Genomic DNA, 25,569 nt, shown 5'->3' with positions numbered 1-25,569 from the left:
GCAACCATAAAAGAAAAAAGACATTCGCCCGCGCCGCAGCAACGATAAATGCCTGATCCAGTTTGCGGCCTATCATTATATAATGATAGCCCGGCGAAATCAGCAAACAAGGGGGAGAACCTGCCGGCGCATCAAAGGCTGGCGAATTTCTCGATATTGCGCTTGTAGGCCATGATGCCGCTTACGAGACCGTCTGCCTGCTTTTGCAGGTATTCGTCGGACTGCAGGCGCTTGGCCTCGTTGGCATTGGTCACATAGCCCAATTCCACCAGAATGGCCGGCATCTTGGCGCCCATCAGCACATAAAAGGGCGCAGACCTGACGCCGTGGTCGTTAACCTTGTACGTTTTTCGCAGGTCTTTGAGTATCCGGGAATGGACTTGGTTGGCAAGGTCCTTGGACTCTTTGAGTTTGGAATTGAGCATCAGGTCGGAGAGAATAACCTGCAGGTCACTGATGCTGTTGGTGGACACGGAGTTCTCCCGCGCCGCAACACGCACCGCATCCTTGGACGTGGCCAAGTCCAGAAAATACGTTTCCATGCCACTGAATTTCTTCAGATGAATGGCGTTGCAGTGAACGGAAACAAAGAGATCCGCCTTTTCCAGGTTGGCTTTTGCTGTCCGGTCCTCCAGAGCGATGAAGGTGTCGTCCTTGCGCGTGTACAGGACATTGAACCCTTTATCTTCGAGCTTTTCTCCAAGGATTTTGGCAAAGCGCAGGTTGATGTTCTTTTCCTGCACACCACCAACGCCAATTGCGCCAGGATCCTTGCCGCCGTGACCAGCGTCGATCATGATGGTGCGTACGGTCAGGCCCAGCTGTTCCACCAATGTGGCGGCCTGTTTATGGCTATCCGGGGGGGGCGTGTAATCGCCCACGGGCTGCTGCGGCTCCAAAGACGCCACACGTTCTTGCGGCGCTTCCTTTTTTGTTTGCACCGGCGCAGGCGGTTCCGCGGGTTTCAGGGCGCCCTTTCGCACTGGCTCTGACACAGGGCGCTTCACCGTTTTCTTTACCTCCGCCTTGGCGACGACTTCCGGCTCCACAGCCGGCTTGGGTTTTGAAACAGGCCGGACTACAACCTTTTCTTTCGACTCTTTGGCAGGGGCTTTTTCCGCAGATTTATTACTGCTACCCTTTTGGGGGGCACTTTCAGACGCCTTGGCCAGCACCTGCCGCGGCCTGCCTTCCGGTGCAGAAACATCAATAATGATCCGGTAGGGATTTTCCAGGGCAAATATCTGGTACTTCTGCAAATCCTGAAAATCCAGCACCACCCGGGTCACCGTGGGCTGATTTTGGGCAATGCGCACCCGCCGCAAAATGCCGTCCGCAATATCCACATTGCGTTTGACATGCGGCCCCATGATCGTGTCCTCAAGATCAATGTAGAGGCGGTGCGGCTTGTTCAACTCCGGAACAGGGTTGAGCAATTGGTACCTGAAGGGCGTCTTGCGATCGGCGTTGATGACAATGCGCGTGTATTCGTCGCTGCTCTGGTGCCGCACCTCATTCAATTCGTTCAGCCCATTGGCGTTTTTTTTGGTTTTGGGGCGTTCCATGGCAACGGCTGTCACGGAAGCCACATTCTCATCGGGCTGTTTGTCCGGCACCCTGGTTTGCTTCGGTGGGGTTGGTTCCTCGTGCACCTCTTCGGCCACTTCTTCCGGCAGGGGCGCGGGCGCTACGGGGTCGCTGTCATCTTCCATACTGGAAAGCACGGTTCCCCCAGAAAGCTGCGAGAGCAGGCTCACGGCCTTTGGCCGCATGTCGCCCTTGGGGTAGTTACGCACGATATAAGCCAGATCTTCCTTCGCGGTCTCTTCTTCCCCCAGATAGTTCAGCTCCAGCAACGCCTTGCGGTAGAGGCAGTCATCGGTCCAGCTGTGTTTGGGGAAACGTGAGGCAACACGTTGGAAGTAGTCCACGGCGCGACGAAAATCGCTGTCTACGTAGGAGCGGCGCCCGAGTTCCTCATTGACGCGCCCTGCATAGTAAAGCGCCTTGGGAGCAATGGGCCCTTCCGAGTCCTTCTTGTAGATGGCCAGGAACTGTTTTTCCAGATCCTGCCAGTAGATGCGGTACTTGCTTTTACGGTCGTCCTTGGTCAGGTCGTGGAATTCGTTCCACGCGACCTTGAAATCTTCCTGCAAAGAATCATTGGTATAGGGCGCGGCAAGCGCAGGGCGCACCACCACACCCTGCGCCGTTGCGCAGAAAATCACGACCAGACAGAACAACAGGGCCGGAGCGCTACTCCACTGTGACGCTCTTGGCCAGGTTGCGCGGCTGGTCAACATCTTTACCGAGGTAGTCGGCCATTTCATAGGCAAACAATTGCAAGGCAGGGAGCACCATAAAAGCGCTGAGCGGGCCCCATGCCTCAGGAATCACCCAGGGATCGTCCACATCAAGACGAGTACTGGGGTGGGTTAACGCCAGAATCTTGCCTTCCCGCGCCTGGACTTCCTCGATGTTGGATTTGACCTTAGGGAAGAGGGAATCATTGAGAGCAAGAGCAAAGGTCGGGAATTCCGGGTCGATGAGCGCGATCGGGCCATGCTTCATTTCGCCTGCGGCGTAGCCTTCCGCATGGATATATGAGATTTCTTTCAACTTCAGAGCGCCTTCAAGCGCCAGGCAATGGCACATGCCACGCCCAAGGTAGAGAAAACTGCGGGCAAAGGAGTATTGCCTGGCCAGTTTGCGCGCGGTTTCGCGCATGGCGGGCAGTTCCGCCTCCAACAAACCGGGCAGATTGTTGAAACCGTGCACGCACTGCTCCATCACGCCGTCCGGAAGGGTCCCCTTCTTGCTGCCCCAGTGCAGGGCCATGAGCGTGAGAAGCACCAGTTGGCTGCACATGGCCTTTGTGGAGGCCACGCTGATTTCTGGTCCAGCCTGGGTGTAGACCACCAGGTCGGATTCACGGGCAATGGATGACCCCACAACATTGCACAGGCCGATGACGGTAACGCCCTGCTCTTTGCTTTTACGCAATCCCGCAAGGGTGTCGGCGGTCTCGCCGCTCTGGCTGATAACCAGCACAGCGTCATCGGGCTCGAGCATCACGTCCCGGTAGCGAAACTCCGAGGCAATCTCCACCGTTGTGGGAATCTTGGCCCAGCTTTCCAACAGCTGCATGCCCCAGAGCCCCGCATGGTAGGAGGTGCCGCAGGCCACAATGTGCAGCCGCTTTGGCGGGTCCACATCCTGCAGTTCAGGGACCTCGATGCGTTTCTTGTGGTGGTCCATGCGACCGGCAAGACAATCGGAGACAACCTTGGGCTGCTCGAAAATCTCCTTGAGCATGAAGTGCTTGAAGCCGCCCTTTTTGGCAGCCTGCACATCCCAGTCAATATGCTGGATCTGCTTGTCGATCTTGGCCAGGGTCTTGGCGTCGAAAACTTCCCACTTGGCGCTGTCGATGCGAACCAGTTCGCCATCCTCAAGAAAGACAACCTGACGGGTGTACGGCAGGAAGGCGGGAATATCCGAAGCTATGAAATTTTCACCCACGCCCACGCCCATCACCAGCGGGCTGGAAACGCGGGCGCCATACACGACACCAGGCTCGTCCAGCGAGACCACAGCAATGGCGAATGCGCCCTCTACCTGCGCAAGCGCCCAGGAGATGGCCTCTATGATTGTCCCGTTGTGCCTGGTGCCTTCGGCGATAAGGTGCGTCAGGACCTCGGTGTCGGTCTCGGAAAGAAATTCATGCCCCTTGGCTTTCAAGTCTTCGCGCAGGGACTGATAGTTTTCAATGATGCCATTATGGACAAGGGCGATCTTGCCGTCATTGCTTCTATGCGGGTGGGCGTTGCGTTCCACCGGCAACCCGTGAGTGGCCCAGCGGGTGTGCCCCATGCCAGATGTGGCCTGCCCCACATTCATGTGGGACAATTTTTCCATGAGCACTTCCAGCTTGCCCGGCGCCTTTACGACTTCGAGCGCCTTGTTCTGAATGAATGCTACGCCTGCGGAGTCGTAACCGCGGTATTCGAGGCTCTTAAGCCCCTGGAGCAAGAGAGGCACCGCAGGCCTGTGCCCGGCATAGCCTATGATTCCGCACATGTCTTATTCTCCTTCACTGCGTTCCAGGGCGCATCAGTCTGGCGCCCCTTGCAGGCTCAGGCTGCGCCCTTTTGGGCAGCCTTATTCCAGAAAGCCGGCCAAGCCTCAAGCAGTGCCGCCAAGGCTTTGCCTCTGTGGCTTTTGGCGTTCTTTTCCGCAGCGGTCAATTGTGCAGAGGTGCACTCTGCTTCAGCATCAAAAAACAAGGGATCATAGCCGAATCCGTTTTCACCTTCCGGAGCAAAACCAATGCGCCCTTCCCATGCGCCGGAAGCCGTGATGGTTTCACCTGTAGGCGTACACCCGGCCATGACGCAACGGAATCGGGCCGTGCGCTTTTCCTGCGCAACGTCTTCGAGTTCCCGAAGCAGCTTGAGGTTGTTTTGCTGATCCCGCTCTTTGCCGGTGCAGTGCTCCGCACCCGGCACATCCGCACTGTAACGCGCAGAATACACTCCGGGGCGACCGCCCAGGGCGTCCACCTCCAACCCGGAGTCGTCGGCAACAGCCACCATGCCGGTGAGCCGTGCCGCGGTGCATGCCTTGCTGCGCGCGTTTTCTTCAAACGTATCCCCTTCCTCAGGCAGCTCGCCTATGTCCGGAAAGGAATCCAAGCCCTTTACTTCCAACTCAGGCACCGCCCTGCGCAGCATGGCGGTCAATTCGGCAATTTTGCCTTTGTTGCGTGTTGCGAGAATGATTGCGGGCACAACGCCTCCCTGTTTTGCTGTGCAATGCTCTTCCATTGCCCGTCTTGCTCCGCACGCTAACAACAATACTATACAAAATCCAGATATATTCTAGATCAAACCAGCCATTATTTGCCTTTTTTATGGGGCACGAGTGCGGCACACGGCAAACGAGCGCCCCATGAAGCGGGGGCGCGTTGTGCGAACCATACCTTATCTAAAAAGAGAATGCCCAGGCACAGGGCAGGATATGCAAATCTTTTACAGAGAAACCCCTAGGCAATCATTCAGAAACCTTCTTACAGCAAAGGTTGTAGAACCTACTCCGACGCTTCATCTTCCGGGGGCAGCCCCTGCTCGGGATTATCCACCGCAAGCAGCGGCAAAAGGTGCAGCACAACGCGCGTGCCCTCGTCCTGCTTGCTGTGCAGTTCTACATTACCGCCCATTTCCTCAATGATTTTCTTGGTCATGGGCAAGCCCAGGCCAGCGCCCTGCTCTTTTGTACTAAAAAAGGGGTTGAAAACCTTTTCTCGCAATTCCTGGGGGATGCCGCGCCCCGTATCTTTGAGTTCGAACGCAACATGGGAAGATGTCATGTGTGTTTTCACGCTCAGCTCACCGCCCTCCGGCATGGCTTCGATGGCGTTTTTGAACATGTTGATGAGGCACTGCTTCAACATCTCGGCGTCGCCCTTCACCTTTGCCAGGTTCGTTCCCAAGTCCAGATTGACAGTTATCCCCTTGTCCTCGCAGCCAAGGGTCATGAGCTCCGTGGTATCTGCCACCACCTGGTTCAAATCCACCACTGTCTGTCTGGCATCAGTGGGGCGGGCGAAATTGAGGATGCTTTTCAGGATTTTATCCAGCCGCTTGGATTCCTGCAAAATGATGCCGACCTTTTCCCGTGCGGTGTCATCCAGCGAAGGCGCGCGCAACAGGGAGTTTGCAAACCCGCCAATGGCAAAGAGGGGATTCCGGATCTCGTGGGCGATGTAGGTGGCCAATTCGCCGATGGCCGCCATTTTCTCCGACTGCTGCAACCGCAGCTCCATGTTTTTGCGATGTGTAATGTCTCGCCTGATTTCCATGACATGGGTCAGTTGCCGCGCAGCATTGAAAACCGGGTAGGTATAGATGCGAAAATATCGCATGCGCCCGCCTTCATCCACAAAAGTATGCACGCTCTCAGCCTTGCCTCCCGTTCGCAGAGTAGTGTGCAAAGGGCAATTCCTGCCCATGTTGTCACAGCAGAATTCACGCCCTTCCAACTCCTGGCAATACGCCCCCAGTACATCTTCCTTGTCTACGTTCTTGCGTTCGTAGACATTCTTGTTCGTATCCACGATCACCCCATCTGCATCCAGCAAAAGGATGTCTTCCTCAACTTCCTCGAATATGGTCCTGAACAAGGAATTTGCGTAGATGAGATCAGTGGCGCACACCCTGCTTTCCAGCGCATCCTTGACCAGGTCCACAAACAGCCTGGCTGCATCGCTGCTTACACAGGGCACCCCCAGCTTGGGGCATGAAGTGGTTTCAAGATCTATCAGCAAATGCAAATCGTCCACTTCCTCGAGCATTGCTGTTGTATCATTGTAATGTTTCGGTGCTGGCTGGAGTCCCCATTCAAATGGGCCATGGTCGCTACAAGCCACAGCAGCGACGTGGAGCCAGGGCATGTTCTGCGAGAGTTCGATGCTGGAGAACATCTCCACATAGGGGCGAATATCCTTTTCCTCACCTACCAGGCCGATACGGAAAGAATCTTTTTCATTGGGAATTGTCACGTTATCTTGTTTCTCCATGGCCCGCCCTTCATACTGAATCGTTTACCTGGACAATTGCAGCAGTAACTTCTGCGCTACAACATATTGTTTGATGAAACATAAAGTTTCATGGTTTTTTCTACCTTTAGTCAAATGCTACTCATGGGTGCTTCTGCTTGGCTGTAAATATTACATCAGCAAGAGGGGGAGCGAAAAGGATTTTCTTCAGACTTGGGGTGCTAAAACCGTAACCTTGTAAAAAACAGAAATTACATTTGAAAAGGCATTGTCACTTTGTGTGTTTTCTGTTAGCTTCACCTACTCTGCCTAACTGGCGGAAAAAAGAACGTCCCAGGTTTGGAGGTAACCATGGAATCATCAACCAACAATGAACATCAAAACGCTGCCGAGACCGAGCTTAATTTCGCATCTGCTTTGGAAGACTACCTTTCCTCAGATTTCGGAGATCTGGAAGAAGGTACCATAGTACACGGCGAAGTGGTCAAGGTGGACCAGGATAACATCCTGGTAGACGTCAACTTCAAGTCTGAAGGCCAGATTCCCACCAGCGAATTCAAGGACGCCGAAGGCGAAGTCACCATCAAGGTAGGCGACACCATCGACGTTTTCGTTGTCCGCAAGGACGAGGTGGAGGGCACCATCACGCTGTCGCGCGAGAAAGCCAAGCGCATGCAGCTCTTCGACAAACTGGAGGACATCCAGGAGAAGGACGGCGTAATCCCCGGCAAGATCGTACGTCGCATCAAAGGCGGCTACACGGTCGACCTGGGCGGGCTGGAGGCATTTTTGCCCGGCTCCCATGTGGATTTGCGTCCCGTGCCCGACATGGACGCTCTTGTGGGCGAAGAATACGATTTCCGCGTTCTCAAGATCAACCGCCGGCGCTCCAACGTCATCGTTTCGCGCCGTGTGCTGCTCGAAGAAGAGCGCGAAGCCAAGCGCAACGAGCTTCTCGAGACCCTGGAAGAAGGTCAGGTCATCACCGGTAAGGTCAAGAACATCACTGAATACGGTGTGTTCGTGGACCTGGGCGGCCTCGACGGGCTGCTGCACATCACCGACATGTCCTGGAAGCGCGTCAAGCATCCCAAGGAAATGGTCAAGCTTGGCCAGGAAATCACTCTGAAGGTGCTGAACTTCGACAAGGACTCCAAAAAGGTTTCCCTTGGCATGAAGCAGCTCGTTCCTGATCCCTGGGAAAACATCACCGAGAAGTACCCCGAAGGCACCAAGATCAATGGCAAGGTTACCAACCTTGTTGATTACGGCGCATTCGTGGAACTCGAGCCCGGCGTCGAAGGCCTGGTTCACATCTCCGAGATGAGCTGGACCCGCAAGCTTCGCCATCCTTCTCAGATGGTCAAGGTCGGTGAAGAGGTCGAGGTAATGATCCTCGGCGTTGATCCTGATAAGAAGCGCATTTCTCTGGGCATGAAGCAGATTCGCCCCAATCCTTGGGACGTTGTCGCCGAGAAGTACCCCGAAGGTACGATTCTCGAAGGCACCATCAAGAACATCACCGAATTCGGTCTGTTCATTGGTATCGAGGATGGCATCGACGGTCTGATTCATGTTTCGGACATTTCCTGGACCAAGAAAATCCGCCACCCCGAAGAGCTGTACGGCGTAGGTGACACGGTACAGGCCAAAGTGCTGACTGTGGACAAGGAGAATGAAAAGTTCACCTTGGGCATCAAGCAGCTTTCCGAGGATCCCTGGAACCAGGTACCCGATACCTATCCCGTGGGCACTCTCGTTAACGGTGTGGTGACCAATATCACCGACTTCGGCCTGTTCGTGGAAGTCGAGGAAGGCATCGAAGGTTTGGTGCACGTTTCCGAAATCAGCTCCAAGAAGATCAAGAGTCCCTCGGAGATGTTCAAGGAAGGCGTCACTATCCAGGCTAAAGTCATCCACGTCAGCGCAGAAGAGCGCAGGCTTGGTCTTTCCATCAAGCAGATCAAGGAAGACGAAGAGCGCAAACAGCCCAAGGAATTCCGCGGCGGCTCCTCTAGCGATAGCGGCGGACAGACACTTGGCGACCTCTTAAAACAGAAGTTCGAGGAGGAAGATGGCAACTAGGCTTTCTTTCAGCCAACGTCATCCGTTTCTTTTCGGATTCATTTTGCTCGCAGCGGCCATGGTCCTTATTATAGGGTCCATGGCCGCTGTACGCTTTCTTTTTTTTGACAGCATCTCGAAAAATTACATTTCAGGTAAGTCTTTTGGCGTGGTTCACGTCGAAGGAGTTATCCTGGATCCCCGCCCTGTTCTGGATTGGATCAAGGAACTCGAAGACGATGATGAAGTTCTCGGGGTCATTTTGCGCATCGATTCACCGGGGGGCGGTGTCAGTGCTTCCCAGGAAATTCACCGTGCCGTCAAAAGACTGAAAGAGAAAAAGCCCGTGGTTGCTTCCATGGGATCAGTCGCCGCTTCCGGCGGGTATTACGTAGCCTGCCCTGCCAGCGCCATTCTGGCCAATCCAGGCACCATAACCGGCAGTATCGGCGTGAAGATGGAACTCAGCAATGTCATGGGGCTCATGGATATGCTGGGGATTTCCAACGAGAGCATCACCAGCGGCAAATTCAAGGATTCCGGCTCCCCTTACCGGGAACTGACACCGGAAGAACGCGCCTATTTCAAGGGTGTGGTCGCAGACCTTTTCGACCAATTCGTCACTGATGTCGCAGAGGGGCGCAAACTCGACCCTGAAAAAGTCAAGGAAATCGCAGACGGACGCGTATTCACCGGTCGCCAAGCCCTGGTGGAAAAACTCATCGACGGGCTCGGCGGTATGGACGACTCCGTAAAACTCCTCAAGCAACTGACGCAACAGCCCGAATCTGAGGACATCCCCCTGGTAGAAGGACCTGTGGAAGAAAGCGATTTCTGGCAGGATCTGCTGACAGGGCTGGCCCATGTGCAAGCCAAGACAGCCTATGAAAGCCGCGGGCCGCGCTGGATGTTCATGTATTAAATCCGTTGCTTGTTGCTTTTCCCCCTACCTTTCCCGTCTATACCTCACCGTAGTATTTCCCTTTGTCAGATTGCAGCGAACAAATGAGCACCTCTTCGCTGCCACCTCTTCCGTGTGTACTTCCGCCATCAAAGGTCAAGCACATGCCCTGCGTTGCGTAGCGCCGCTGCAGCGCTCTCCAGCGTAGTTTCCTGAATCAAAAGATAGTCGGTATCATAGGTGGAAATTGCGAAGATACTTATGCCTGCGCGCGCCAGAGGTAATGTCAGCGACGCCATAATGCCGGTAAGTGAAAAGTCCAACTCACCTTTGACCTTGAGCATAACAAAACCTGTTTCCGCCAACACCCCAACCGGGACAAATTCCTCGTCAACAATGACACTTGTTTCGTGCGCTGTGCGGGTAATGGAATAAAAGGCTCCTGTCCGCTCCCCTGGAATGGGTTCATCAGGGCGCAATCTTAAGACCGCGTACCGACCTGTCACCTTTTCCAATTGCACGACAGGTAACACGTTATCCAATTCCATTTTGCTCCCCTATTCTCGATCTTGGCAACCGACAGAGCTGTCATCAAGTAATTCATGGTTGCGCTATTTACCCATTGTGGTAGTCATAAATAGAAATCTTCTATGGAAAGGAGCTAGCTATGTCGACTACTATCTATGGCAAAAAAGGTTGACCTTATACGTCCAATGCCCGTGAGGCATACAAAAACCATTTATATCATGATGTCAAAGCTGATCCTGCAAAGCTTACGGAAATGCTCGAGTACTCCAAAGGGGCGCGGCAGGTTCCTGTCATCATAGAGGACGGCGCCGTCACCATTGGCTATGGTGGTTCCTGAGGCGTGTGACACCTGCTGGCCGGTCAGGCCAGCCAGTAAACGCCACCGTCAGGTGATTGCATCCAGCCAATTACCCCATGTTGCGTAAAACACGTTCGGATTCTCATTCATGGGGAAATGCCCGCTTTCAGGGATGCTCGCCTTATCAACACCTTCCAAACGGTGGAGTGCCCCCAGGTCTTTGCTGCGGCGCCCGTGTATGTATAATCGGGGGGCATTTAGCTCCAGCATCGTAGTCAAAAGGGTTTCACTATCGCTCCAGCGCACCTGAGAGCAGGAACTTTCATAAAAGGCACGCGGGCGAGAGAGTTCCAATGCGGTGAAGGCCCTTTCCAAAGGAGGCGTACGCTTTTTCAATCGCGCAAAAAATTCGTTCTCAAATCGATCTCTGGACATATTGCACACGAATCTGCTGACACCACAATCACTCCCGACCAGATTTCCTTCCACACTAGTGAGAGATTTAAGACGCTTACCCAAAGATGGTGCCATAAGCAGGGCAATTGCCCCGCCCATGCTGTGCCCCAGCAGATGCAGATCCTTGATTCCAAGATTGTCCAACAACGCCGCTGCGGCAGCCGCATGATTTTCGAGTGAACACTGGAACATTTCAGGAAGGGCAGAATCACCAAACCCAGGGAGATCAAATTTGAGGATGGCTCTCCCCTCCACAGCGGCAGCCTGAAAAACACCGGCAAAAGAGCGCTGTGAACACCCGAGTCCGTGCAGCATCACCAACACTGGCAAGCTCCCTTCACGCCTTGTGAAGGCAAGCTCAATGTGTTGTCCGGAAACTGACACCGTCTCTTTTTGTATCAAGCTCCCAGATGGGGCATCCCGCTCAATTTTCGTCATCTGCGCTCCTGGTTTCGACTTCTTTTATCTGCAGCCAAGGTGATCATCAAGACACGTTTCCTTGAGTTCGACAGTCCACATTACAGGAAAAAGACGCTTCTTGAAGACGCTTCTTCGACCTGATATGATTACGATGTAATCAAGTGTACAAGAGCAAATGCTTGTCAGGGAGCTTTTTTTGAATACCGCAAAAGAACATTATGAAAACATACTTGCCGACCGTTATGTATGGCTTATGGGCGGCTACGAATCGAATATTCAGAAGAACGCAGAACTGTTTGCATCCCTCGGCCTTATCCCACAAAAGTCATCCAATGCTGTTGATCTTGGCGCAGGTGCCGGATTTCAGAGCATACCCCTGGCCCGTGCCGGGTATAACGTCGTCGCCGTAGACCTGAGCGCCGCACTATTGGAGCAACTCACTGAACATGCCCAGGACGTGAAGGTAACTACCGTATGCGATGACATGCTTCATTTTGCACAGCACTGCCCGCCCAAGATTGAGCTGGCTGTATGCATGGGCGATACCCTTCCGCAACTTTCAAAGCGAGATGAAGTGGCGCAACTTCTTGGCCAATTATCCCAACGTCTGGAGAATGGGGGCGATATCGTACTGATGTTCCGCGACCTCAACCAACCCCATACCGGCCTGGACAGGTTCATACCAGTCCGCAGTGACAGTGATAGAATATTCACCTGCTTTCTCGAGTACGGCCCTGAACGCGTAACGGTGAACGACCTTATTTATGAGCGCCAGAACGGAGGGTGGGTTCTGTACAAGGGATCCTACCCAAAACTGCGCCTCGATCCCGCCTGGGTTTCCAGCCTGCTGACCAAGGCTGGGTTGCGTATAGCAAAAACACAGAACAAGGATGGGATGATAACCATTCTTGCCCACAAACCCGAATAATTACGTCCAGTCAATCGCGCCCTTACTGCAAGTGACATGTGATTTTTTTCGCGCTGCTTGCAAAACACCCCCTTTTGTATATCTATATATCAAGCAATAAATTCTGGTGATTGTTGCCAAGGCATTCGCAGCGCTTGTCTGCGTTGGCTCTTGCAACACACTGTTTTCATTGCCTGCGTACGGGGAGCTTAAACTCCTGCCCCTAGTGCTGTTTACCAGCGCTGATCTTTACTACGCGGCAGGCCTCTCGCCTGCCAAACCGGGGGGAAGTATGTGCAATAAGGCCCCTTGTCACCTGCACCGCCTTCTGGCGCTCGTTATTTTGTTGTCTTCTTGCTTTGTCTTTGCGTGTGGAGATAATAAAAAATCCGTGCAGCCCATAATGGATACAGCCAATACTTGGCATTTCAAATCGATGCTCATGGGAACGCGATTCAACGACTTCGCCGACACCCCTTTTACGTTATTGCGCGAGCAAAAACTTGATGCCAAACGAACCCTTCATTTCTACACCCTGCCCGCTGACGAATGTAAGTACGGCCCGCTACATTGCGAACGAATCGTCTACATTTTTAACCACAACAACATCTTGAAGGACATCCATCTGGAGTTCATCAACAAACAGGAAGGTGAGGAGTTACGAAACGATTTTGTTGCGCTTTTTGGAGAACCGCAACAACTAGGGAGCAGGGCGGCAGAGGAGTGGTATCATAACAGCGTGCTTTTTTCCCTGACCTACAGCGAGAAGAACAATCCACCAGGGTTGCTTATTATTTCTCTTCTTACTCCGTGTAAAAACTATTAAACGACCCTTGAGTGGCAAGTAAAAAAACCGCAGCATTAGCTACGGTTATACAGGTAAAACAACGTGCATATTTGCGATTTTTGTGGAATGCTTCAGCCTCATTCGCCTAGCAAAAAATGCGTCCAGACAGTTGCCTGGCCATAGAGCATTGCCGTGTTGTCCTCGCATGATGAAAACGCTTCCAGCAACTCACGCACCTCTTGCCAGTTCCCTTGCTCTATGTACAGGGCAAGCCACAGCAATTCACTGCCACATGCACCATCCAACAGTATCGCCAGGACTTCATCCGGAGCGGCAAGCGTGGCAAGAGCGCTTTCAAATGCAACAGCGCATATTGCATCCGCCACAGAGAGCAACCCAGCCATATAGAGATATTCACCGTGTACCGGCAAATGCAGGCAGGGGGCAGCGAGTTCCATAAACCTGCCCCGCTGAATAGCCATCACGGCAAGGTCTGCCAGGTCTTTAATTCCTCCCGCCAGGTTTACAAGCTCATGGGCCAAGAGAAATCGCCAGAGCATACCGGTGTCTTCCGTGCCTTCGGCAAACACGCTTCGAGCCCCCGGCAACCCTTCGCGTTGCAGGTACACGTACTTTTCGTTGAGGGCAGGTACGGCTTGTAATTTATTATGCAGGTAAGAAGAGTCTTGGCGGGCAGCAACAAGCCCTTTCCAACGCTTAACGCCGCTCTGCAAAGTGGCGGGCAGAAGCACATCAAGCGTAAGAATGGGTATGCGCGCATGGGAGTTACGCAACAACAGGTGCTGCGCCCCTTGAACACAATCCTGAACACCCTCTGAAACCGTTTGCCTGCCAGCATCAGGTCTCGGAGCTCCAAGGAATTTCTGTACTATTCTATCCATGCCGGTTTCCTGTTTCCCCTCAGGCAACAACACCCCACGCCTTTTCCCCCGAATCAGCATGCCCGGCTTGTAGATATCTCTACAACTTTTTTCCACCTAAATCACTACACGCGCCCATGGAACGTGTCAATGAAAGGAGCCCGTGCTTTACACTCTTTTTACATTACAGCTTCTTTATTCAAATCCTTTTCCAAAAGATCGAGCGCCATCAACTGCTCCCGGTTGAGCCTGGCCGTGACCGCCGTACGGATGCGGCGGGATGATCCGGAAAAATTCCGCTTTCGCGCCTTGTACACTTCTTCGATCAAAGACTTGTCAAATTCTTGACTATCTTGGCCTGTGGCGTTGGAAGCCGCCTTGCTGAAGATACTGGATGCCCCAGCAGGACCATGCTGCACCGCCGTGCTCCAGAGCACTTCTTGTACCGCGGGAGACAGTGAAGCAACATCAAGATTGGCTCTGTCCTTTATACCATTGAGCGCGGGCTGGTAATTGGTCGCCAGAATGAATTCATCCTGCAACTCTTCGAATCCTTCGGGATCTTCCGCAGCTATCTTTTTCCATTCACTTGGCATGCCCCCCCAACGACTGCGGGTATTGGCAGGACCGGCATTACGCAGACGCTCGGCATATTCCGGCGCCCTGTCGTCCAAAAATCCTATGAAACGCGACATGCTGCCGACGCGGGAAGCAATCTGGTATTTGCCGTAGGACGTTCCCCCCCTGCGATCATAGCCAATGGCGGCGATGCCGTCCTTACCGGACTCGAATACTGCAGAGAGTTCGCCAGTCACGGGAAGCAAGGATTCCTTGGCTTCCGCAGTCAATATCTCCCGGGCCTTTTTCTCAGCCATCATATCGATGGCTACGGAACGCCTCGTTTCTGCGTTTACAGGCACACGCAGCAAATGCGTTGCATCGCTCAGCAATTTTGTCCGGGGTTTATCTTCAGTTACGGGCGAGGGCGCTGTTTCTTTTGCAGTCGCTACCTGTTCTTCATCCTTTACTTTAATGGGCTCACTCTTGTTGGTGGCGTCCGTGACAGGTGTTGCGGATTTCGATGCAACCTCTTGCAATACATCTTTATCTACTTTGCTCGATACCTGCGCCTTATCGTCATTAAGGGGCTTTGCGGCAATATTGTCTGCACCCGCGTCCTTTTGCGCGACGGAGGCAGGAGCAGTCTTCTCGTCATCTTTTTGTGGTTCTACATGTGCAACAGGCTGCATCACAGCTTGCCGTGTTTCATGTGTAATACGCTGACGCAGTTCGTTGGTTTTTCCGCTTTCTACAAACCCCAATTGCACCAGCAAAGAAAAGGCCTTGCGCTTAAGTTCATTAGCTTCGTCTTCCAAACCGAAACTGTGCAGCAGACCTTCCGATTCATCCTTTCTGGCAACATTGGGGGTGGATACTGCATTCTGTCTTTTTTCCAGAAGGGAACTGAAGGCATCCGTATTTTCACGCAACAAAGGGTCCTTGGCTCTGCCGTGCTGCGCACGCTTCTGCCCCAGCAGCACCAGTTGCTTCACTCGTGTATTCTGCTCTTTGTTATTAACTGCGGCCGGTTCACTCTGCTGGGGGGTAATCTGGGACATTTGCCCTGCTCCCTTGCTGGCGAAAAGTAATGAAACATCACAAATCAGGCTGAAGAAACACAGAATGACAAGCAGCCCTAATCTGCTGCCTGCCGCCACCTGATGCTTATAAGGTGTTGAAGCCATTCTGCGAATTCCTCTGCCCTTGAAATAGATTGAAGTTTTCGCAGAGTGTTTTGCAGTGGTTGTGCCATGCTTATTTTCATATTGAATAAAAGGTGGTTAGATGTATTTTTAACGAAAAAAATAATCCTGAGAGCCTCCCAAGCGACGAAAACCCGTCACCCGCAGCAATTAAGTATATTATTTTAGCGTGTTAACGACAGAGCAATCGAGTGCTATCAAGCACTGGACTTGCTCGTATGGCGTCTGCCCCCCCTTGCCAGAGAGCTATAGTGTGTTTATAGGACGCCCAATCATGCCGAAAGATTTGATCATCGTTGAGTCGCCCGCCAAGGTGCGCACCATCAAAAAATTTCTGGGCAAGGATTATGTCGTGGAGGCCAGCGTAGGCCATGTACGCGACCTCCCGCCTAATGCCCTTGGAGTGGACGAGGACCAGGACTTTACGCCCCAGTACCAGGTTATTGAGGGCAAGCAGAAAGTTGTGTCCAAGCTGAAGAGCGCTGCCAAGACTGCAGACATTGTATACCTTGCCCCTGACCCGGATAGGGAGGGTGAGGCCATTGCCTGGCACGTTGCCGAACTCATCAAGAGCATGAACGCCAACGTCAAGCGCATTCAGTTCAACGAAATCACAGCCAAGGCCGTACGCGAGGCTTTGAACCACCCCCGCGACCTGGACGAAAAACTTTTCGATTCCCAACAGGCCCGGCGTATTCTGGACCGCCTTGTCGGTTACAAGATTTCTCCCCTGCTTTGGAGCAAGGTCAAACGCGGTATCTCTGCAGGGCGCGTGCAAAGTGTCGCTCTGCGCATAGTGGTGGAGCGGGAACGTGAACGCCAAGCCTTCACGCCAGAGGAATACTGGGTTTTTAAAGTAATGCTTGAAGGCAAGGAGCCGCCTCAGTTTCTCTCGGACCTTGCCAAGATAGGCGGCAAAAAGGCGCATGTTGGCAGTGAAGAGCAGGCACTGGAGCTCGAAGCCCGTGTCAAGGAAGCTGAGTTCATTGTCGATGAGGTGAAGGAAAAGGAACGCTCAAAAACACCGCCGCCCCCTTTCATCACGTCTACATTGCAGCAGGCAGCCAGCCAGCGTCTGGGATATTCCGCCAAAAAGACCATGAGCACGGCCCAGCGCCTGTACGAAGGTGTGGACCTGGCCGATCGCGGCACCATAGCTCTCATTACCTATATGCGTACTGATTCCGTGCGCATAGCGGACGAGGCACGCGACGCCGCCCAAAAATTTATCGTGAATCAGTTCGGCAAGGACTATTACCCGCCCAAAGCGCGAGTCTACAAGACAAAGTCCGGAGCCCAGGACGCGCACGAAGCCATCCGCCCTGTTGATGTAAGCATTACGCCGTCAGAGCTTGAAGGGCGCCTCCCCCGCGATCAGTACAGCCTGTACAAATTGGTATGGGAGCGTTTTGTCGCCTCGCAAATGGCTGCAGCCCGCTTTTGGGATACAACGGTGACTATCGCCGCCGCGGACACGTTATGGCGCACAAAGGGCGAACGCCTGCTTTTCCCTGGTTTTTTGGCTGTATTGAAGCAGAACAAGGACCAGGATGGCACCCAGCTTCCCAAACTTGAAAAGGGGCAAAAGCTCGCACTTGCCAAGCTGGACAAGGAACAGAAATTCACCCAGCCACCGCCGCGCTATTCAGAAGCATCGCTCATCCGTGAACTGGAAGAGAAAGGCATCGGTCGCCCATCTACTTATGCCAGCATCATCTCCACACTGCTGGACCGCGATTACGCCCGGCTGGAAGAAAAGCATTTTGTGCCCAGTGAATTGGGCGCCATTGTCAGCGACATGCTGGCGGAACATTTTCCCACGCTCATGGACGTGGATTTCACCGCATCCATGGAGCGCCTTTTGGACAACGTTGCAGAAGGCGGAGAAAACTGGGTGGAATTGCTCAAGCGTTTCACGGGCGATTTTTACCCCACCCTGCAAAAGGCCCAAAAGGAAATGGCCAGCATCAAGGCAGGCCTTGAAACAGGCCTCACCTGCTCAGAATGCGGCAAGCCCATGGTCATCAAGTTTGGCAAGGCGGGCCAATTCCTGGCCTGCACCGGGTACCCGGACTGCAAGAACACCAGTGATTTCGTTCGCGATGAAAAGGGCGAAATAGAAATAGTGCAGCGTGAAAACCAGGCGCCTGAGGTGGTGGACACCTGTCCGGATTGCGGCGGCGAACTGGCCATCAAGCGTTCGCGCACAGGCAGCCGATTCATAGCCTGCACCTCCTTTCCCAAATGCAAGCACGCCGAACCATTCAGCACAGGCGTTGCCTGTCCTGTGGAAGGGTGCGATGGCGAACTTGTGGAAAAGAGCTCCCGCAGAGGAAAGGTCTTTTACGCGTGCAACCAGTACCCCAAATGCGACTATGCAACCTGGGACTGGCCCATAAAAGGCCCCTGCCCTGATTGCGGCTCCCCTATCCTGGTGATGAAAAGCACCAAGGCGCGTGGCGAGCACTTGGCATGCCCGCAAAAAAACTGCCGCTATTTCAAGCCGCTGGATGAGGATGAAGCGTTAGCGCTTACCGCGTCCATAGCCTCTGGCCGTACGGCCCAGGCCATTGCAGCGCCCCCTGCCCCTGTGCAGGAGAAGGCGGAAACCGCAAAGCCAAAGCGCAAAACCGCCAGTAAAACCGCAAGCAAAAAGACGGCTGCAAAGTCCGAAGAGACTGCAGAAAAAAAGCCTGCTGCTAAAAAAACCGCAGCCAAGAAGACAACTACCAAGAAAGAGACTGCGGAAAAGCCGGCTACCAAAAAGGCTGCAGCCAAAAAATCGACCACGAAAAAAGCGGCGCCCAAAAAAAGCGCCCCTGATAAGGCAGCGGCCGCCTCTGATAGTGACGGCGATGCACCACCGTGGAAAACTCCAGAATAGACAGCGCCCTGCTCCTAGGACGACATCAATATAACGCGAAGTATCCTTTGTTCCAAAAGGTGACGTTCTTTCGCGTGAGCCCCACCCGCGCATAGCAAGGCGCCAGTGCGCCTTTGTGCCCCCAGAATTCGCCCTGGTAACGCCTGGGCGCCGCCATTCCCTGCACAGGGTGCGCGCCCACCTTATCCAGGCGCTGCACCTCCCTGCGCACCAGTCTATGGAGCGCAGCAGCGCGGACCATGCCTCCAAGACCAGGGTGCCAAGGCCCGGCAAGGACTTGTGCGGCCAGTCCCTGCTCTTGGGCAACGCCGATCCGCCCTACCTTGATGCCGGCATTCCAGAATGAAAGCAGCGCCCCTGCCAGGGAATTCACCGTGCGTTCGACTCCCCAGGGAACATAGCTGCCGCTACGCCATGCGCCGGCAAGGGGCGCTCCCGCCAGAACAAGACAGGGGTACAACCTGACCAACTCTGGCCGCAAACCCGCCGCCCTGCGCACATCTTCGCGAAAATCGCGCGCCGTCTGCCCCGGTAGTCCCGGCAAAAGCTGTACTCCCAAAGCGAGCCCCCCTTCTTTCACCATGCCACAGGCCTCCATGGCGCACACAGGGGTGTACCCCCTGCCGCTCTTATGCAAAGCCAGGGGCGCATAACTCTGCACCCCCAACTCAACCATGGTGAACCCGGCATCGCGAAGCCTGGCCAAAATACTCGGGTTTATGGCGTCGGGTCGTGTCGAACACCTGGCAGCGCACAAAACACCTGCAGAACGAAAACGCTCTGCGAGATGCAGAAACCGGGCAAACACCTCCTCAGCAAGTGCTGTGAAGGTGCCCCCGTAAAAAGCCAGCTCAAACGGGGTCGCGTCCGTATCTTTCCTCTGCTGCAAATCGGCTTCCAGAGTGTGTATCAATTGCTCCAATGCGCCGCCCCCCTGCGCAGGGACGCCGGTTTGCGCAGACTGATCGCAAAACACACAACGCCGGGGGCACCCCTGATTCGGAATGAAGACGGGCAAGATGGGCGCGCTGGGCTGGACCTGCAATGGTTCTGGATGCTGGAACGTGCGCCCCGGAATGATGGAGAAGTGTGAGGGTGCCTCTTTCATAAAATTATGCTATTCCTTAAAGCACCAAATGGACAATTTTATTCTACCTAACCAGCTGGACTTCCGGAAAAAAGCCCTCATTGCGATATGATCTGCGCAAATGCGGGGTTGCCAATGGCCACGTGCTCGAACTAAGTAGTGGCTCGCGGCGTCTTGAGCAAGTTCAAGTTGATTGATAAGACAGGGCACCTTTGATTGATTTTTCACATTTGTTCTGCCCGGGAGCGTTGACTGCCCGCAAGTGCTGTGTTAGTGGAAACGGCGCATGTGAACATTTGCACGAAATCAGTCTCTGATCCTGCTAGAAGGGCGAGGCGATTTGAAGTTCTTTAAAAATTTCAGGATCGACAAGCAGTCCCGCGACGTGATTTTTGACGCGTCGGTGATGGGTCTGCATCTGGTCACACATACGCTTGTCGGCGGCGCCATAGGCTACGGCCTGGACTGCTGGTTGGACACCAAGCCGAAGCTGTTCATGGTGTTCCTGATACTCGGCATCATTGCCGGGTTCCGTAGTGTGATACAGGATTCGCGCAAGATCCTGCGCAAATTGAAAGAAGCCGATTCGGTCACCGCAGGGGAAACGGAGACTGAAGAGGATGGCGAGCCCGGACACGGGCAAGGGGAACGTAAGCCTGATGACAAGCATGGCTCACACGATTGAAAAAGCGTTGTACCAGCGGGGTTTCACGGCCACGCCGATACGCAAGCTTATGCGCAACCAGATTTTTGTGGTTCTGGCCAGCGCTGCTACGCTTCTTTTGATCCCATGGGCTGGCTGGTGGCCGACCGATTTTGCAGCCGGCGCAATTCTGGCGACGTACAACCTCTACTCCCTGTCCCGGTTCGTTCAGCAGATGGTGCTGCAGACCTATACCAAGGGCATGCTCATGTCGCTTCTTGTCCGGGTCTACGGCCGACTGCTTCTGACCGGCCTGGTGCTGTTCGTCCTCATTCGATACGGGCAGGCGTCTTTGCCTGCACTCGTAGCCGGTCTTGGCACGGTCGCCGCAACCATCGTTGTATGGGGACTGGCGCAACGCTTCGACCAAAACGTTAAGGAGGCTTAGGGGAATGGCAGGTGGATTGCCGCATCCGGTTCTCTTCTCCAACCTAACAGGTGTCGATCAGGCTTTGCAGCATGCTCTTGGCGTAGGAGAAGCTAAGCATATCTTCTACACCTGGATAGCTATGTTTATCCTGTTCGTCTTTGCCTGGTTCGCTCGCAAGAAACTGGAGCTGATTCCCGGAAAAGTGCAGAACATCGCGGAAGTCATCATTGGAGGTCTGGAAGATTTTGTTGTTCAGACAATCGGTGAAGACGGCCGTAAGGTGTACCCTGTACTGATCGTACTGTTTCTCTTCATTCTGGTGCAGAACCTCCTGGGCCTGGTGCCCGGATGTGATGCTCCCACTGCAAACGTGAACACCAACGCCGCCATGGCGATCTTCGCGTTTGCCTACTACAACCTCATCGGCGTCATGCGCTGGGGTCCCGGCTACATCAAGCATTTCATGGGTCCCCTGTGGTGGATGGTGCCCCTGATGTTGCCGCTGGAAATCATCAGCCATCTGGCGCGGCCGCTTTCGCTCACGCTGCGTCTCTTCGGTAACATCCGCGGTGAGGAAATCGTGCTCGTTCTCTTCTTTATCATGGCGCCGCTTGTCGCCACTTTGCCCATCTACTTCTTGTTCTTGCTGGCAAAGGTGCTGCAGGCCTTCATCTTCTTCATGCTGACCATGATTTACCTGAAGGGCTCGCTGGAGCACGCACACTAGTCGTACATTTTGGGGAAATGGCTTAGGCCAAGCAATATTAACATTATCTTCGGAGGAGTTTCCAAATGCGCAAGTTTCTTCTCACCGTCCTGAACACTGTTGCTCTGCTTTCCATCGCCAGCCTCGCCATGGCTGCTGAAGAAGCTGCCGCTGGCGGCGCTGAAGGCCTGATCAAGCTGGGTGCTGCTCTCGGCATGGGTCTCGCTGCTGCTGGTTGTGGTATCGGTCAGGGCCTGGGCCTGAAGGCTGCTTGTGAAGGCACCGCTCGCAACCCCGAGGCCGGTGGTAAGATCATGGTTACCTTGATTCTCGGTCTGGCCTTCGTTGAGTCCCTGGCTATTTACGCCCTGGTCGTCAACCTGATGATGATCCTGTAGTAGGGTAGCCGCTCAAAGATCGTATGTTAGCAAAGGGAGGCCGCCTGCGGCCTCCCTTTTTTACCCGCTACGGCGTTCTGAATTTCACAAATTAAGCCGCGAAAAAGTACTATGCTGAATCTCAAAAGCGAAAGGATTCCAAGAGCTACGATCCAACGCTTGGCAGTTTACGTGCAGGTCCTTGAAAACCTGATGCGTGAAGGTACCCAGGTTATCTCTTCGGAGATGCTAGCCAAGGCATGCAACGTGAACCCGTCACAAATCCGCAAAGATCTTGCGTATTTTGGCGAATTCGGTGTGCGTGGTGTCGGCTATTACGTTCAGGACCTGAACAGCTCCATCAAGCGTTCACTCGGTGTAGACCGCACTTGGAACACCGCCCTTATCGGCGTCGGCAACCTCGGCCGTGCCCTGCTGAACCACAAAGAGTTCAAACTCCGTGGATTCAATATCATCGCCGCCTTTGATTGCGACCCCTTCAAGATTGGCGAGGACGTCTCCGGTCTGGAAGTTCAATGCACCAAACGTCTTAAGGATCGCGTGAACGACCTGGCCATTGAAGTGGGCATTATCACCACACCGCCGGAGCGCGCACAGCGCGCCGCCAACCATCTTATCGAAGCAGGCATCAAGGGCATCCTCAACTTTGCTCCCGCCAGAATCACTGCGCCCGATGAAGTTTACGTGGAGTACGTCGACTTCTTCCACCATCTGTATTCACTTGCCTTCAATCTGACTATCGCCAGAGTAAGGGAAAGCGACTAAGAAAACAGCGGCATTATGTCCGCTGTTTCTTGCTATTATCCGTGCTGCCCTGTTCACACGACTGTAAATTTGCTGTATTTGTATCAGTCATATTTTATAGCGGCACAAAATGGCTTTCTTTTTTCTGAATTGAGTAGTAAGTACGGCCACGTTATTGACCAACCCACTACAAAAGAGGTGATAAAGAACAATCATTTCTTTTGTATGGGGCTCAAAAGTTAATACTTTTTCAAGCCAGAGGCTTCCCTATGATAGTCCTGCTGACTGACTTTGGGCTTAGTGATCCGTATGTCGGCCAAATGAAGGGCGCACTCATTTCAAATGCTCCTGACTGCCGCATTGTGGACTTGTCCCACGATGTCACCCCTTACGGTATTGCTCAGGCTGCCTTTTTTCTGGATGCCAGCCAGCCCCATTTTCCGGAAGGAACGCTTTTTATGGTGGTTGTTGATCCGGGTGTGGGCAGCAGCAGGCGAATCCTCTGCCTCGAAGCGCATTCCAAACTGTTTCTCGCGCCAGATAACGGCTTGCTCGGCCTTTTGGTAGAGGATGCAGATGCGGATACGTCTCGTATTTTCGACTTTTCGCACCCACACCTGGCGGCTGCAAGCAACACCTTTCATGGTCGTGATGTCTTTGCCCCCCTTGCTGCTAAACTCAGCGCCGGCGACAGCCCTGAATCCCTGGGCCGCGAGATCAGCCTTGATTCCATCGTCAAGCTCGATTGGAGCGCGCCTGAGCACGATGGCCAAACGCTTCGCGCCCATGCATTGCATGTGGACCACTTTGGAAACGTTGTGTGCAATTTGCGTATTCATGACTGGAACGCCATCCTGAATGGCCCCATGGAGATAAGCACCGGTGTTGCCAAGTTGCCAGTGAGGCGTGTGCGCACGTATTGTGAAATCGAGCGTGGCACCATTGGTCTTATTCCCGGCAGCCAAGGCTTTTTTGAATTGGCCATGAACATGGGCAGTGCAGGCGATCTGCTTTCACTGGTGCCTGGTGAAAACTTGACCCTGCGTATGAACGCAGCCAGCTGAGGCATGGCCAGAAAACGTTCCAAGTTCCATGGGCTGGCGCTGGCCATTGGTTTTTGCACACGCATTGCCCCCACCCGCCCAGACGTTTCCAGCGTCAGAGCTTTTGAATTTGACCTTGCATCCAGCATGGCCTGGTTCCCCTTTGTGGGCATGCTTATAGGCCTGGTCATGATATTGCCATGGTGGCTTGGGCTTATCCAAAACGCCCCTTGGCTCCAGGCATGGGGGGCCCTCGCCATATCCGTCTGGCTGACAAAAGCCCTCCACTGGGATGGTCTTGCTGACCTTGCGGATGGTTGGGGCAGCAACAAGCAGGGGGATGCCTTCTGGACCATACTCAAGGACAGCCACAGCGGTTTTTTCGCAGTTCTTGCTGTTGCGCTCTTTGTGTCGGGTCAGGTTCTAGTTTTTCACGAGATACTTGCTTCCAAAGCCTGGGCCGCGCTGGTCTGGTGCCCTGTTCTTGGTCGTTGCGCCATCCCTGCCCTTGCCATGCTATGTAAAAAATACCCCCGCCCCGGCATGGGGCGTTCGTTCATTCTCGCTGCAGGGTGGGAACACATGTTTTTCCCTGTGGTGCTAGCGCTTATTGCCGGGCAGATAATTTCCTATAAAGCAGTCGGGCTTGGTATCATGCTGCTTTTTATTTGCTTGCTGCGCATGCGCGGACTTGCCCGTAAAAATAGAGGGTGCAACGGAGACTTTCTCGGGGCTTCCGTCATATGTGGCGAACTGTGCGCCGGCTTGGGGTGGGTCCTGGTTCAATAGCTTTATTCGTTTCACTTTCGTCTTGGAAAATGACAAAAAGCATTGTAGGTGTTCCTGAGAGCGACGCGCGCATGACTACGCCCTGTCGCCAAGTAAGGAGGCAATGCGCCCGGGTAGATGTATGAGCGCACCTTCTGAGCACCTGAACATTCGGTGATTGGCGTTTTAAGCGAACGGAATCAAACACTTCCGCATCGCCCCTTCCTCAAGCAGGTAACCAAAGCTGGAAACAAGAGCAGCCATGGAAAGAGACACCCGCTACAAATGGCCGCACAAGGACCTCCTCGACGTCACGCAGCTATCCCGCAAGGACACCTTGCACATTCTCGACACTGCCACTTATTTTCAGGAAATCAATACGCGTGCCGTAAAAAAGGTCCCCACACTTAAAGGCAGAAGCGTTGTGCTGTTTTTTGCCGAGCCAAGCACGCGAACTAAAACATCTTTTGACGTCGCGGGCAAACGGCTTTCTGCCGATACCTTTGCGCTTGCGACTTCCAGCTCCAGTATCACCAAGGGCGAGAGCCTCAAGGATACCGCACTGACTTTGCAAGCCATGGCGCCTGACGCCATCGTACTGCGCCATTCCCAAAGCGGGGCGGCCCAGTTCATGGCTGAGCGGCTGGATTGCGCTGTCATCAATGCCGGTGACGGCTGGCATGCGCACCCCACACAAGCGCTTTTGGACTGTTTTACCCTTCGTGAACAATGGGGAGATGTAAAAAACAAAACCATTTGCATTCTGGGTGACTTAGCGCACAGCCGTGTTGCCCGCTCCAATGTGCATCTGCTCACCATGCTGGGCGCAAAGGTACGGCTCTGCGGTCCTAAAACACTCTTGCCACCCGGTGTGGAGAATTGGCCGGTTACGGTCTACACAGACCTGGATCAGGCCGTTAAAGGCGCACATGCAGTCATGTGCCTGCGTTTGCAGCTGGAACGGCAACAGGCTGGTCTGCTGCCGGACCTGCGCGAATACGCGCGCATGTACTGTCTTGCAGCCAGGCACCTGAGCAAGGCCCGGCCTGACGTTAAAGTATTGCACCCAGGTCCCATGAACCGCGGGTTGGAAATCGACTCTGCCCTTGCGGATGCTCCTGAATGTGTTGTTCTCAATCAGGTGGCTGCCGGCGTTGCCGTCCGCATGGCCCTGCTCTTTTTGTACATGACCCGCAAAGCATAAATGCCGTTTCATGCGCCCAACCGTAATTTTTCCGTCTGCCCTTTTTGGCGTTTTGCGCTTGGAGATTCCAAGGCAGACTGCATACGCCGCCAACTGCACCA

At 53.9% G+C, this 25,569-nt stretch carries 21 protein-coding genes and 2 pseudogenes; 14 read left to right on the top strand and 9 right to left on the bottom strand.

The window, feature by feature from the left end; all coding sequences use genetic code 11:
• Positions 1–131: 131 nt before the first annotated feature.
• From ACZ5EH_RS06895 to ACZ5EH_RS06880, 4 genes are all read right to left on the bottom strand, one after another.
• A complete protein-coding gene (locus tag ACZ5EH_RS06895) occupies positions 132–2,330 on the bottom strand; it encodes an N-acetylmuramoyl-L-alanine amidase (protein ID WP_464277390.1) in 2,199 nt (732 codons plus the stop codon).
• Entirely contained in the window at positions 2,257–4,080 is a 1,824-nt protein-coding gene (glmS, locus tag ACZ5EH_RS06890) for a glutamine--fructose-6-phosphate transaminase (isomerizing) (protein ID WP_464277389.1), read from the bottom strand. Before glmS ends, ACZ5EH_RS06895 begins: the two co-directional genes overlap by 74 nt.
• A 56-nt stretch (positions 4,081–4,136) precedes the next feature.
• The gene (gene rdgB, locus ACZ5EH_RS06885) at positions 4,137–4,826 is read right to left on the bottom strand and encodes an RdgB/HAM1 family non-canonical purine NTP pyrophosphatase (protein ID WP_464277388.1); all 690 of its coding nucleotides are present in this window, start codon (positions 4,824–4,826) and stop codon (positions 4,137–4,139) included.
• A gap of 263 nt (positions 4,827–5,089) precedes the next feature.
• Entirely contained in the window at positions 5,090–6,577 is a 1,488-nt protein-coding gene (locus ACZ5EH_RS06880) for a two-component system sensor histidine kinase NtrB (protein WP_464277387.1), read from the bottom strand.
• Positions 6,578–6,907: 330 nt separating this feature from the next.
• On the opposite strand from ACZ5EH_RS06880, the gene ACZ5EH_RS06875 reads away from it, so the two are divergent.
• Positions 6,908–8,641 (top strand): 30S ribosomal protein S1, encoded by a 1,734-nt coding sequence (locus ACZ5EH_RS06875; RefSeq protein WP_464277386.1) that lies wholly within the window; start codon positions 6,908–6,910, stop codon positions 8,639–8,641.
• Positions 8,631–9,542, top strand: a complete 912-nt coding sequence (sppA, locus tag ACZ5EH_RS06870) for a signal peptide peptidase SppA (protein ID WP_464277385.1) — start codon at positions 8,631–8,633, stop codon at positions 9,540–9,542. Before ACZ5EH_RS06875 ends, sppA begins: the two co-directional genes overlap by 11 nt.
• A gap of 128 nt (positions 9,543–9,670) precedes the next feature.
• Here sppA and ACZ5EH_RS06865 read toward each other — a convergent pair whose 3' ends face one another.
• Entirely contained in the window at positions 9,671–10,069 is a 399-nt protein-coding gene (locus tag ACZ5EH_RS06865; protein WP_464277384.1) for an ACT domain-containing protein, read from the bottom strand.
• A 164-nt stretch (positions 10,070–10,233) separates the two neighbouring features.
• On the opposite strand from ACZ5EH_RS06865, the pseudogene ACZ5EH_RS06860 reads away from it, so the two are divergent.
• Positions 10,234–10,386: pseudogene (locus ACZ5EH_RS06860) on the top strand (hypothetical protein); the annotation flags it as partial.
• Between the two features lie 48 nt (positions 10,387–10,434).
• Here the strand turns inward: ACZ5EH_RS06860 and ACZ5EH_RS06855 are convergent.
• Positions 10,435–11,241: an alpha/beta fold hydrolase gene (locus ACZ5EH_RS06855; RefSeq protein WP_464277383.1), complete on the bottom strand. Its 807-nt coding sequence runs from the start codon at positions 11,239–11,241 to the stop codon at positions 10,435–10,437.
• A gap of 178 nt (positions 11,242–11,419) precedes the next feature.
• Between ACZ5EH_RS06855 and ACZ5EH_RS06850 the strand changes: the two genes are divergently transcribed.
• On the top strand, positions 11,420–12,151 hold the full coding sequence (locus ACZ5EH_RS06850; RefSeq protein WP_464277382.1) for a class I SAM-dependent methyltransferase: 732 nt from the start codon (positions 11,420–11,422) through the stop codon (positions 12,149–12,151).
• A gap of 106 nt (positions 12,152–12,257) precedes the next feature.
• Complete coding sequence (locus ACZ5EH_RS06845; protein ID WP_464277381.1) at positions 12,258–12,956, top strand: hypothetical protein; 699 nt, start codon at positions 12,258–12,260, stop codon at positions 12,954–12,956.
• A 98-nt stretch (positions 12,957–13,054) separates the two neighbouring features.
• On the opposite strand, the gene ACZ5EH_RS06840 is transcribed toward ACZ5EH_RS06845, so the two are convergent.
• Together ACZ5EH_RS06840 and ACZ5EH_RS06835 are read right to left on the bottom strand one after the other, a co-directional pair.
• Positions 13,055–13,819, bottom strand: a complete 765-nt coding sequence (locus ACZ5EH_RS06840; RefSeq protein ID WP_464277380.1) for a hypothetical protein — start codon at positions 13,817–13,819, stop codon at positions 13,055–13,057.
• Positions 13,820–13,977: 158 nt separating this feature from the next.
• Positions 13,978–15,543, bottom strand: a complete 1,566-nt coding sequence (locus tag ACZ5EH_RS06835) for a VgrG-related protein (protein ID WP_464277379.1) — start codon at positions 15,541–15,543, stop codon at positions 13,978–13,980.
• Positions 15,544–15,835: 292 nt separating this feature from the next.
• On the opposite strand from ACZ5EH_RS06835, the pseudogene topA reads away from it, so the two are divergent.
• Positions 15,836–18,082: pseudogene (gene topA / locus ACZ5EH_RS06830) on the top strand (type I DNA topoisomerase); the annotation flags it as partial.
• 388 nt (positions 18,083–18,470) lie between these two features.
• Here topA and ACZ5EH_RS06825 read toward each other — a convergent pair.
• Positions 18,471–19,553: a radical SAM protein gene (locus ACZ5EH_RS06825; RefSeq protein WP_464277378.1), complete on the bottom strand. Its 1,083-nt coding sequence runs from the start codon at positions 19,551–19,553 to the stop codon at positions 18,471–18,473.
• Positions 19,554–19,872: 319 nt separating this feature from the next.
• Between ACZ5EH_RS06825 and ACZ5EH_RS06820 the strand changes: the two genes are divergently transcribed.
• The 8 genes from ACZ5EH_RS06820 (at position 19,873) to ACZ5EH_RS06785 (ending at position 25,468) form a co-directional block, all read left to right on the top strand.
• Entirely contained in the window at positions 19,873–20,217 is a 345-nt protein-coding gene (locus tag ACZ5EH_RS06820) for an AtpZ/AtpI family protein (RefSeq protein WP_464277377.1), read from the top strand.
• Positions 20,201–20,623, top strand: a complete 423-nt coding sequence (locus ACZ5EH_RS06815) for an ATP synthase subunit I (RefSeq protein WP_464277376.1) — start codon at positions 20,201–20,203, stop codon at positions 20,621–20,623. The genes ACZ5EH_RS06820 and ACZ5EH_RS06815 overlap by 17 nt, the downstream gene beginning before the upstream one ends.
• A gap of 4 nt (positions 20,624–20,627) precedes the next feature.
• On the top strand, positions 20,628–21,332 hold the full coding sequence (gene atpB / locus ACZ5EH_RS06810) for a F0F1 ATP synthase subunit A (RefSeq protein ID WP_464277375.1): 705 nt from the start codon (positions 20,628–20,630) through the stop codon (positions 21,330–21,332).
• 65 nt (positions 21,333–21,397) lie between these two features.
• Positions 21,398–21,709, top strand: coding sequence for an ATP synthase F0 subunit C (locus ACZ5EH_RS06805; protein ID WP_464277374.1), 312 nt, complete (start codon positions 21,398–21,400; stop codon positions 21,707–21,709).
• Positions 21,710–21,820: 111 nt separating this feature from the next.
• Positions 21,821–22,474, top strand: a complete 654-nt coding sequence (locus ACZ5EH_RS06800) for a redox-sensing transcriptional repressor Rex (protein ID WP_464277373.1) — start codon at positions 21,821–21,823, stop codon at positions 22,472–22,474.
• 248 nt (positions 22,475–22,722) lie between these two features.
• On the top strand, positions 22,723–23,517 hold the full coding sequence (locus ACZ5EH_RS06795) for an SAM hydrolase/SAM-dependent halogenase family protein (RefSeq protein WP_464277372.1): 795 nt from the start codon (positions 22,723–22,725) through the stop codon (positions 23,515–23,517).
• A 3-nt stretch (positions 23,518–23,520) separates the two neighbouring features.
• Positions 23,521–24,285: an adenosylcobinamide-GDP ribazoletransferase gene (locus ACZ5EH_RS06790; RefSeq protein ID WP_464277371.1), complete on the top strand. Its 765-nt coding sequence runs from the start codon at positions 23,521–23,523 to the stop codon at positions 24,283–24,285.
• Between the two features lie 241 nt (positions 24,286–24,526).
• On the top strand, positions 24,527–25,468 hold the full coding sequence (locus tag ACZ5EH_RS06785; protein WP_464277370.1) for an aspartate carbamoyltransferase catalytic subunit: 942 nt from the start codon (positions 24,527–24,529) through the stop codon (positions 25,466–25,468).
• Positions 25,469–25,569: the final 101 nt, after the last annotated feature.

The organism is Desulfovibrio biadhensis (genome assembly GCF_055388615.1).
The sequence above is the reverse complement of the archived record's forward strand: the minus strand, read 5'-3'. Positions and strand labels throughout refer to the sequence as shown.

What these genes read in the sequence shown, in the direction of transcription:
- ACZ5EH_RS06895 (WP_464277390.1), bottom strand. Translation starts at nt 2,330, where the DNA reads ATGAAATGGCCGACTACCTCGGTAAAGATGTTGACCAGCCGCGCAACC.
- glmS (WP_464277389.1), bottom strand. Translation starts at nt 4,080, where the DNA reads ATGTGCGGAATCATAGGCTATGCCGGGCACAGGCCTGCGGTGCCTCTC.
- rdgB (WP_464277388.1), bottom strand. Translation starts at nt 4,826, where the DNA reads ATGGAAGAGCATTGCACAGCAAAACAGGGAGGCGTTGTGCCCGCAATC.
- ACZ5EH_RS06880 (WP_464277387.1), bottom strand. Translation starts at nt 6,577, where the DNA reads ATGGAGAAACAAGATAACGTGACAATTCCCAATGAAAAAGATTCTTTC.
- ACZ5EH_RS06875 (WP_464277386.1), top strand. Translation starts at nt 6,908, where the DNA reads ATGGAATCATCAACCAACAATGAACATCAAAACGCTGCCGAGACCGAG.
- sppA (WP_464277385.1), top strand. Translation starts at nt 8,631, where the DNA reads ATGGCAACTAGGCTTTCTTTCAGCCAACGTCATCCGTTTCTTTTCGGA.
- ACZ5EH_RS06865 (WP_464277384.1), bottom strand. Translation starts at nt 10,069, where the DNA reads ATGGAATTGGATAACGTGTTACCTGTCGTGCAATTGGAAAAGGTGACA.
- ACZ5EH_RS06855 (WP_464277383.1), bottom strand. Translation starts at nt 11,241, where the DNA reads ATGACGAAAATTGAGCGGGATGCCCCATCTGGGAGCTTGATACAAAAA.
- ACZ5EH_RS06840 (WP_464277380.1), bottom strand. Translation starts at nt 13,819, where the DNA reads ATGGATAGAATAGTACAGAAATTCCTTGGAGCTCCGAGACCTGATGCT.
- ACZ5EH_RS06835 (WP_464277379.1), bottom strand. Translation starts at nt 15,543, where the DNA reads ATGGCTTCAACACCTTATAAGCATCAGGTGGCGGCAGGCAGCAGATTA.
- ACZ5EH_RS06825 (WP_464277378.1), bottom strand. Translation starts at nt 19,553, where the DNA reads ATGAAAGAGGCACCCTCACACTTCTCCATCATTCCGGGGCGCACGTTC.
- ACZ5EH_RS06815 (WP_464277376.1), top strand. Translation starts at nt 20,201, where the DNA reads ATGGCTCACACGATTGAAAAAGCGTTGTACCAGCGGGGTTTCACGGCC.
- atpB (WP_464277375.1), top strand. Translation starts at nt 20,628, where the DNA reads ATGGCAGGTGGATTGCCGCATCCGGTTCTCTTCTCCAACCTAACAGGT.
- ACZ5EH_RS06805 (WP_464277374.1), top strand. Translation starts at nt 21,398, where the DNA reads ATGCGCAAGTTTCTTCTCACCGTCCTGAACACTGTTGCTCTGCTTTCC.
- ACZ5EH_RS06800 (WP_464277373.1), top strand. Translation starts at nt 21,821, where the DNA reads ATGCTGAATCTCAAAAGCGAAAGGATTCCAAGAGCTACGATCCAACGC.
- ACZ5EH_RS06795 (WP_464277372.1), top strand. Translation starts at nt 22,723, where the DNA reads ATGATAGTCCTGCTGACTGACTTTGGGCTTAGTGATCCGTATGTCGGC.
- ACZ5EH_RS06790 (WP_464277371.1), top strand. Translation starts at nt 23,521, where the DNA reads ATGGCCAGAAAACGTTCCAAGTTCCATGGGCTGGCGCTGGCCATTGGT.
- ACZ5EH_RS06785 (WP_464277370.1), top strand. Translation starts at nt 24,527, where the DNA reads ATGGAAAGAGACACCCGCTACAAATGGCCGCACAAGGACCTCCTCGAC.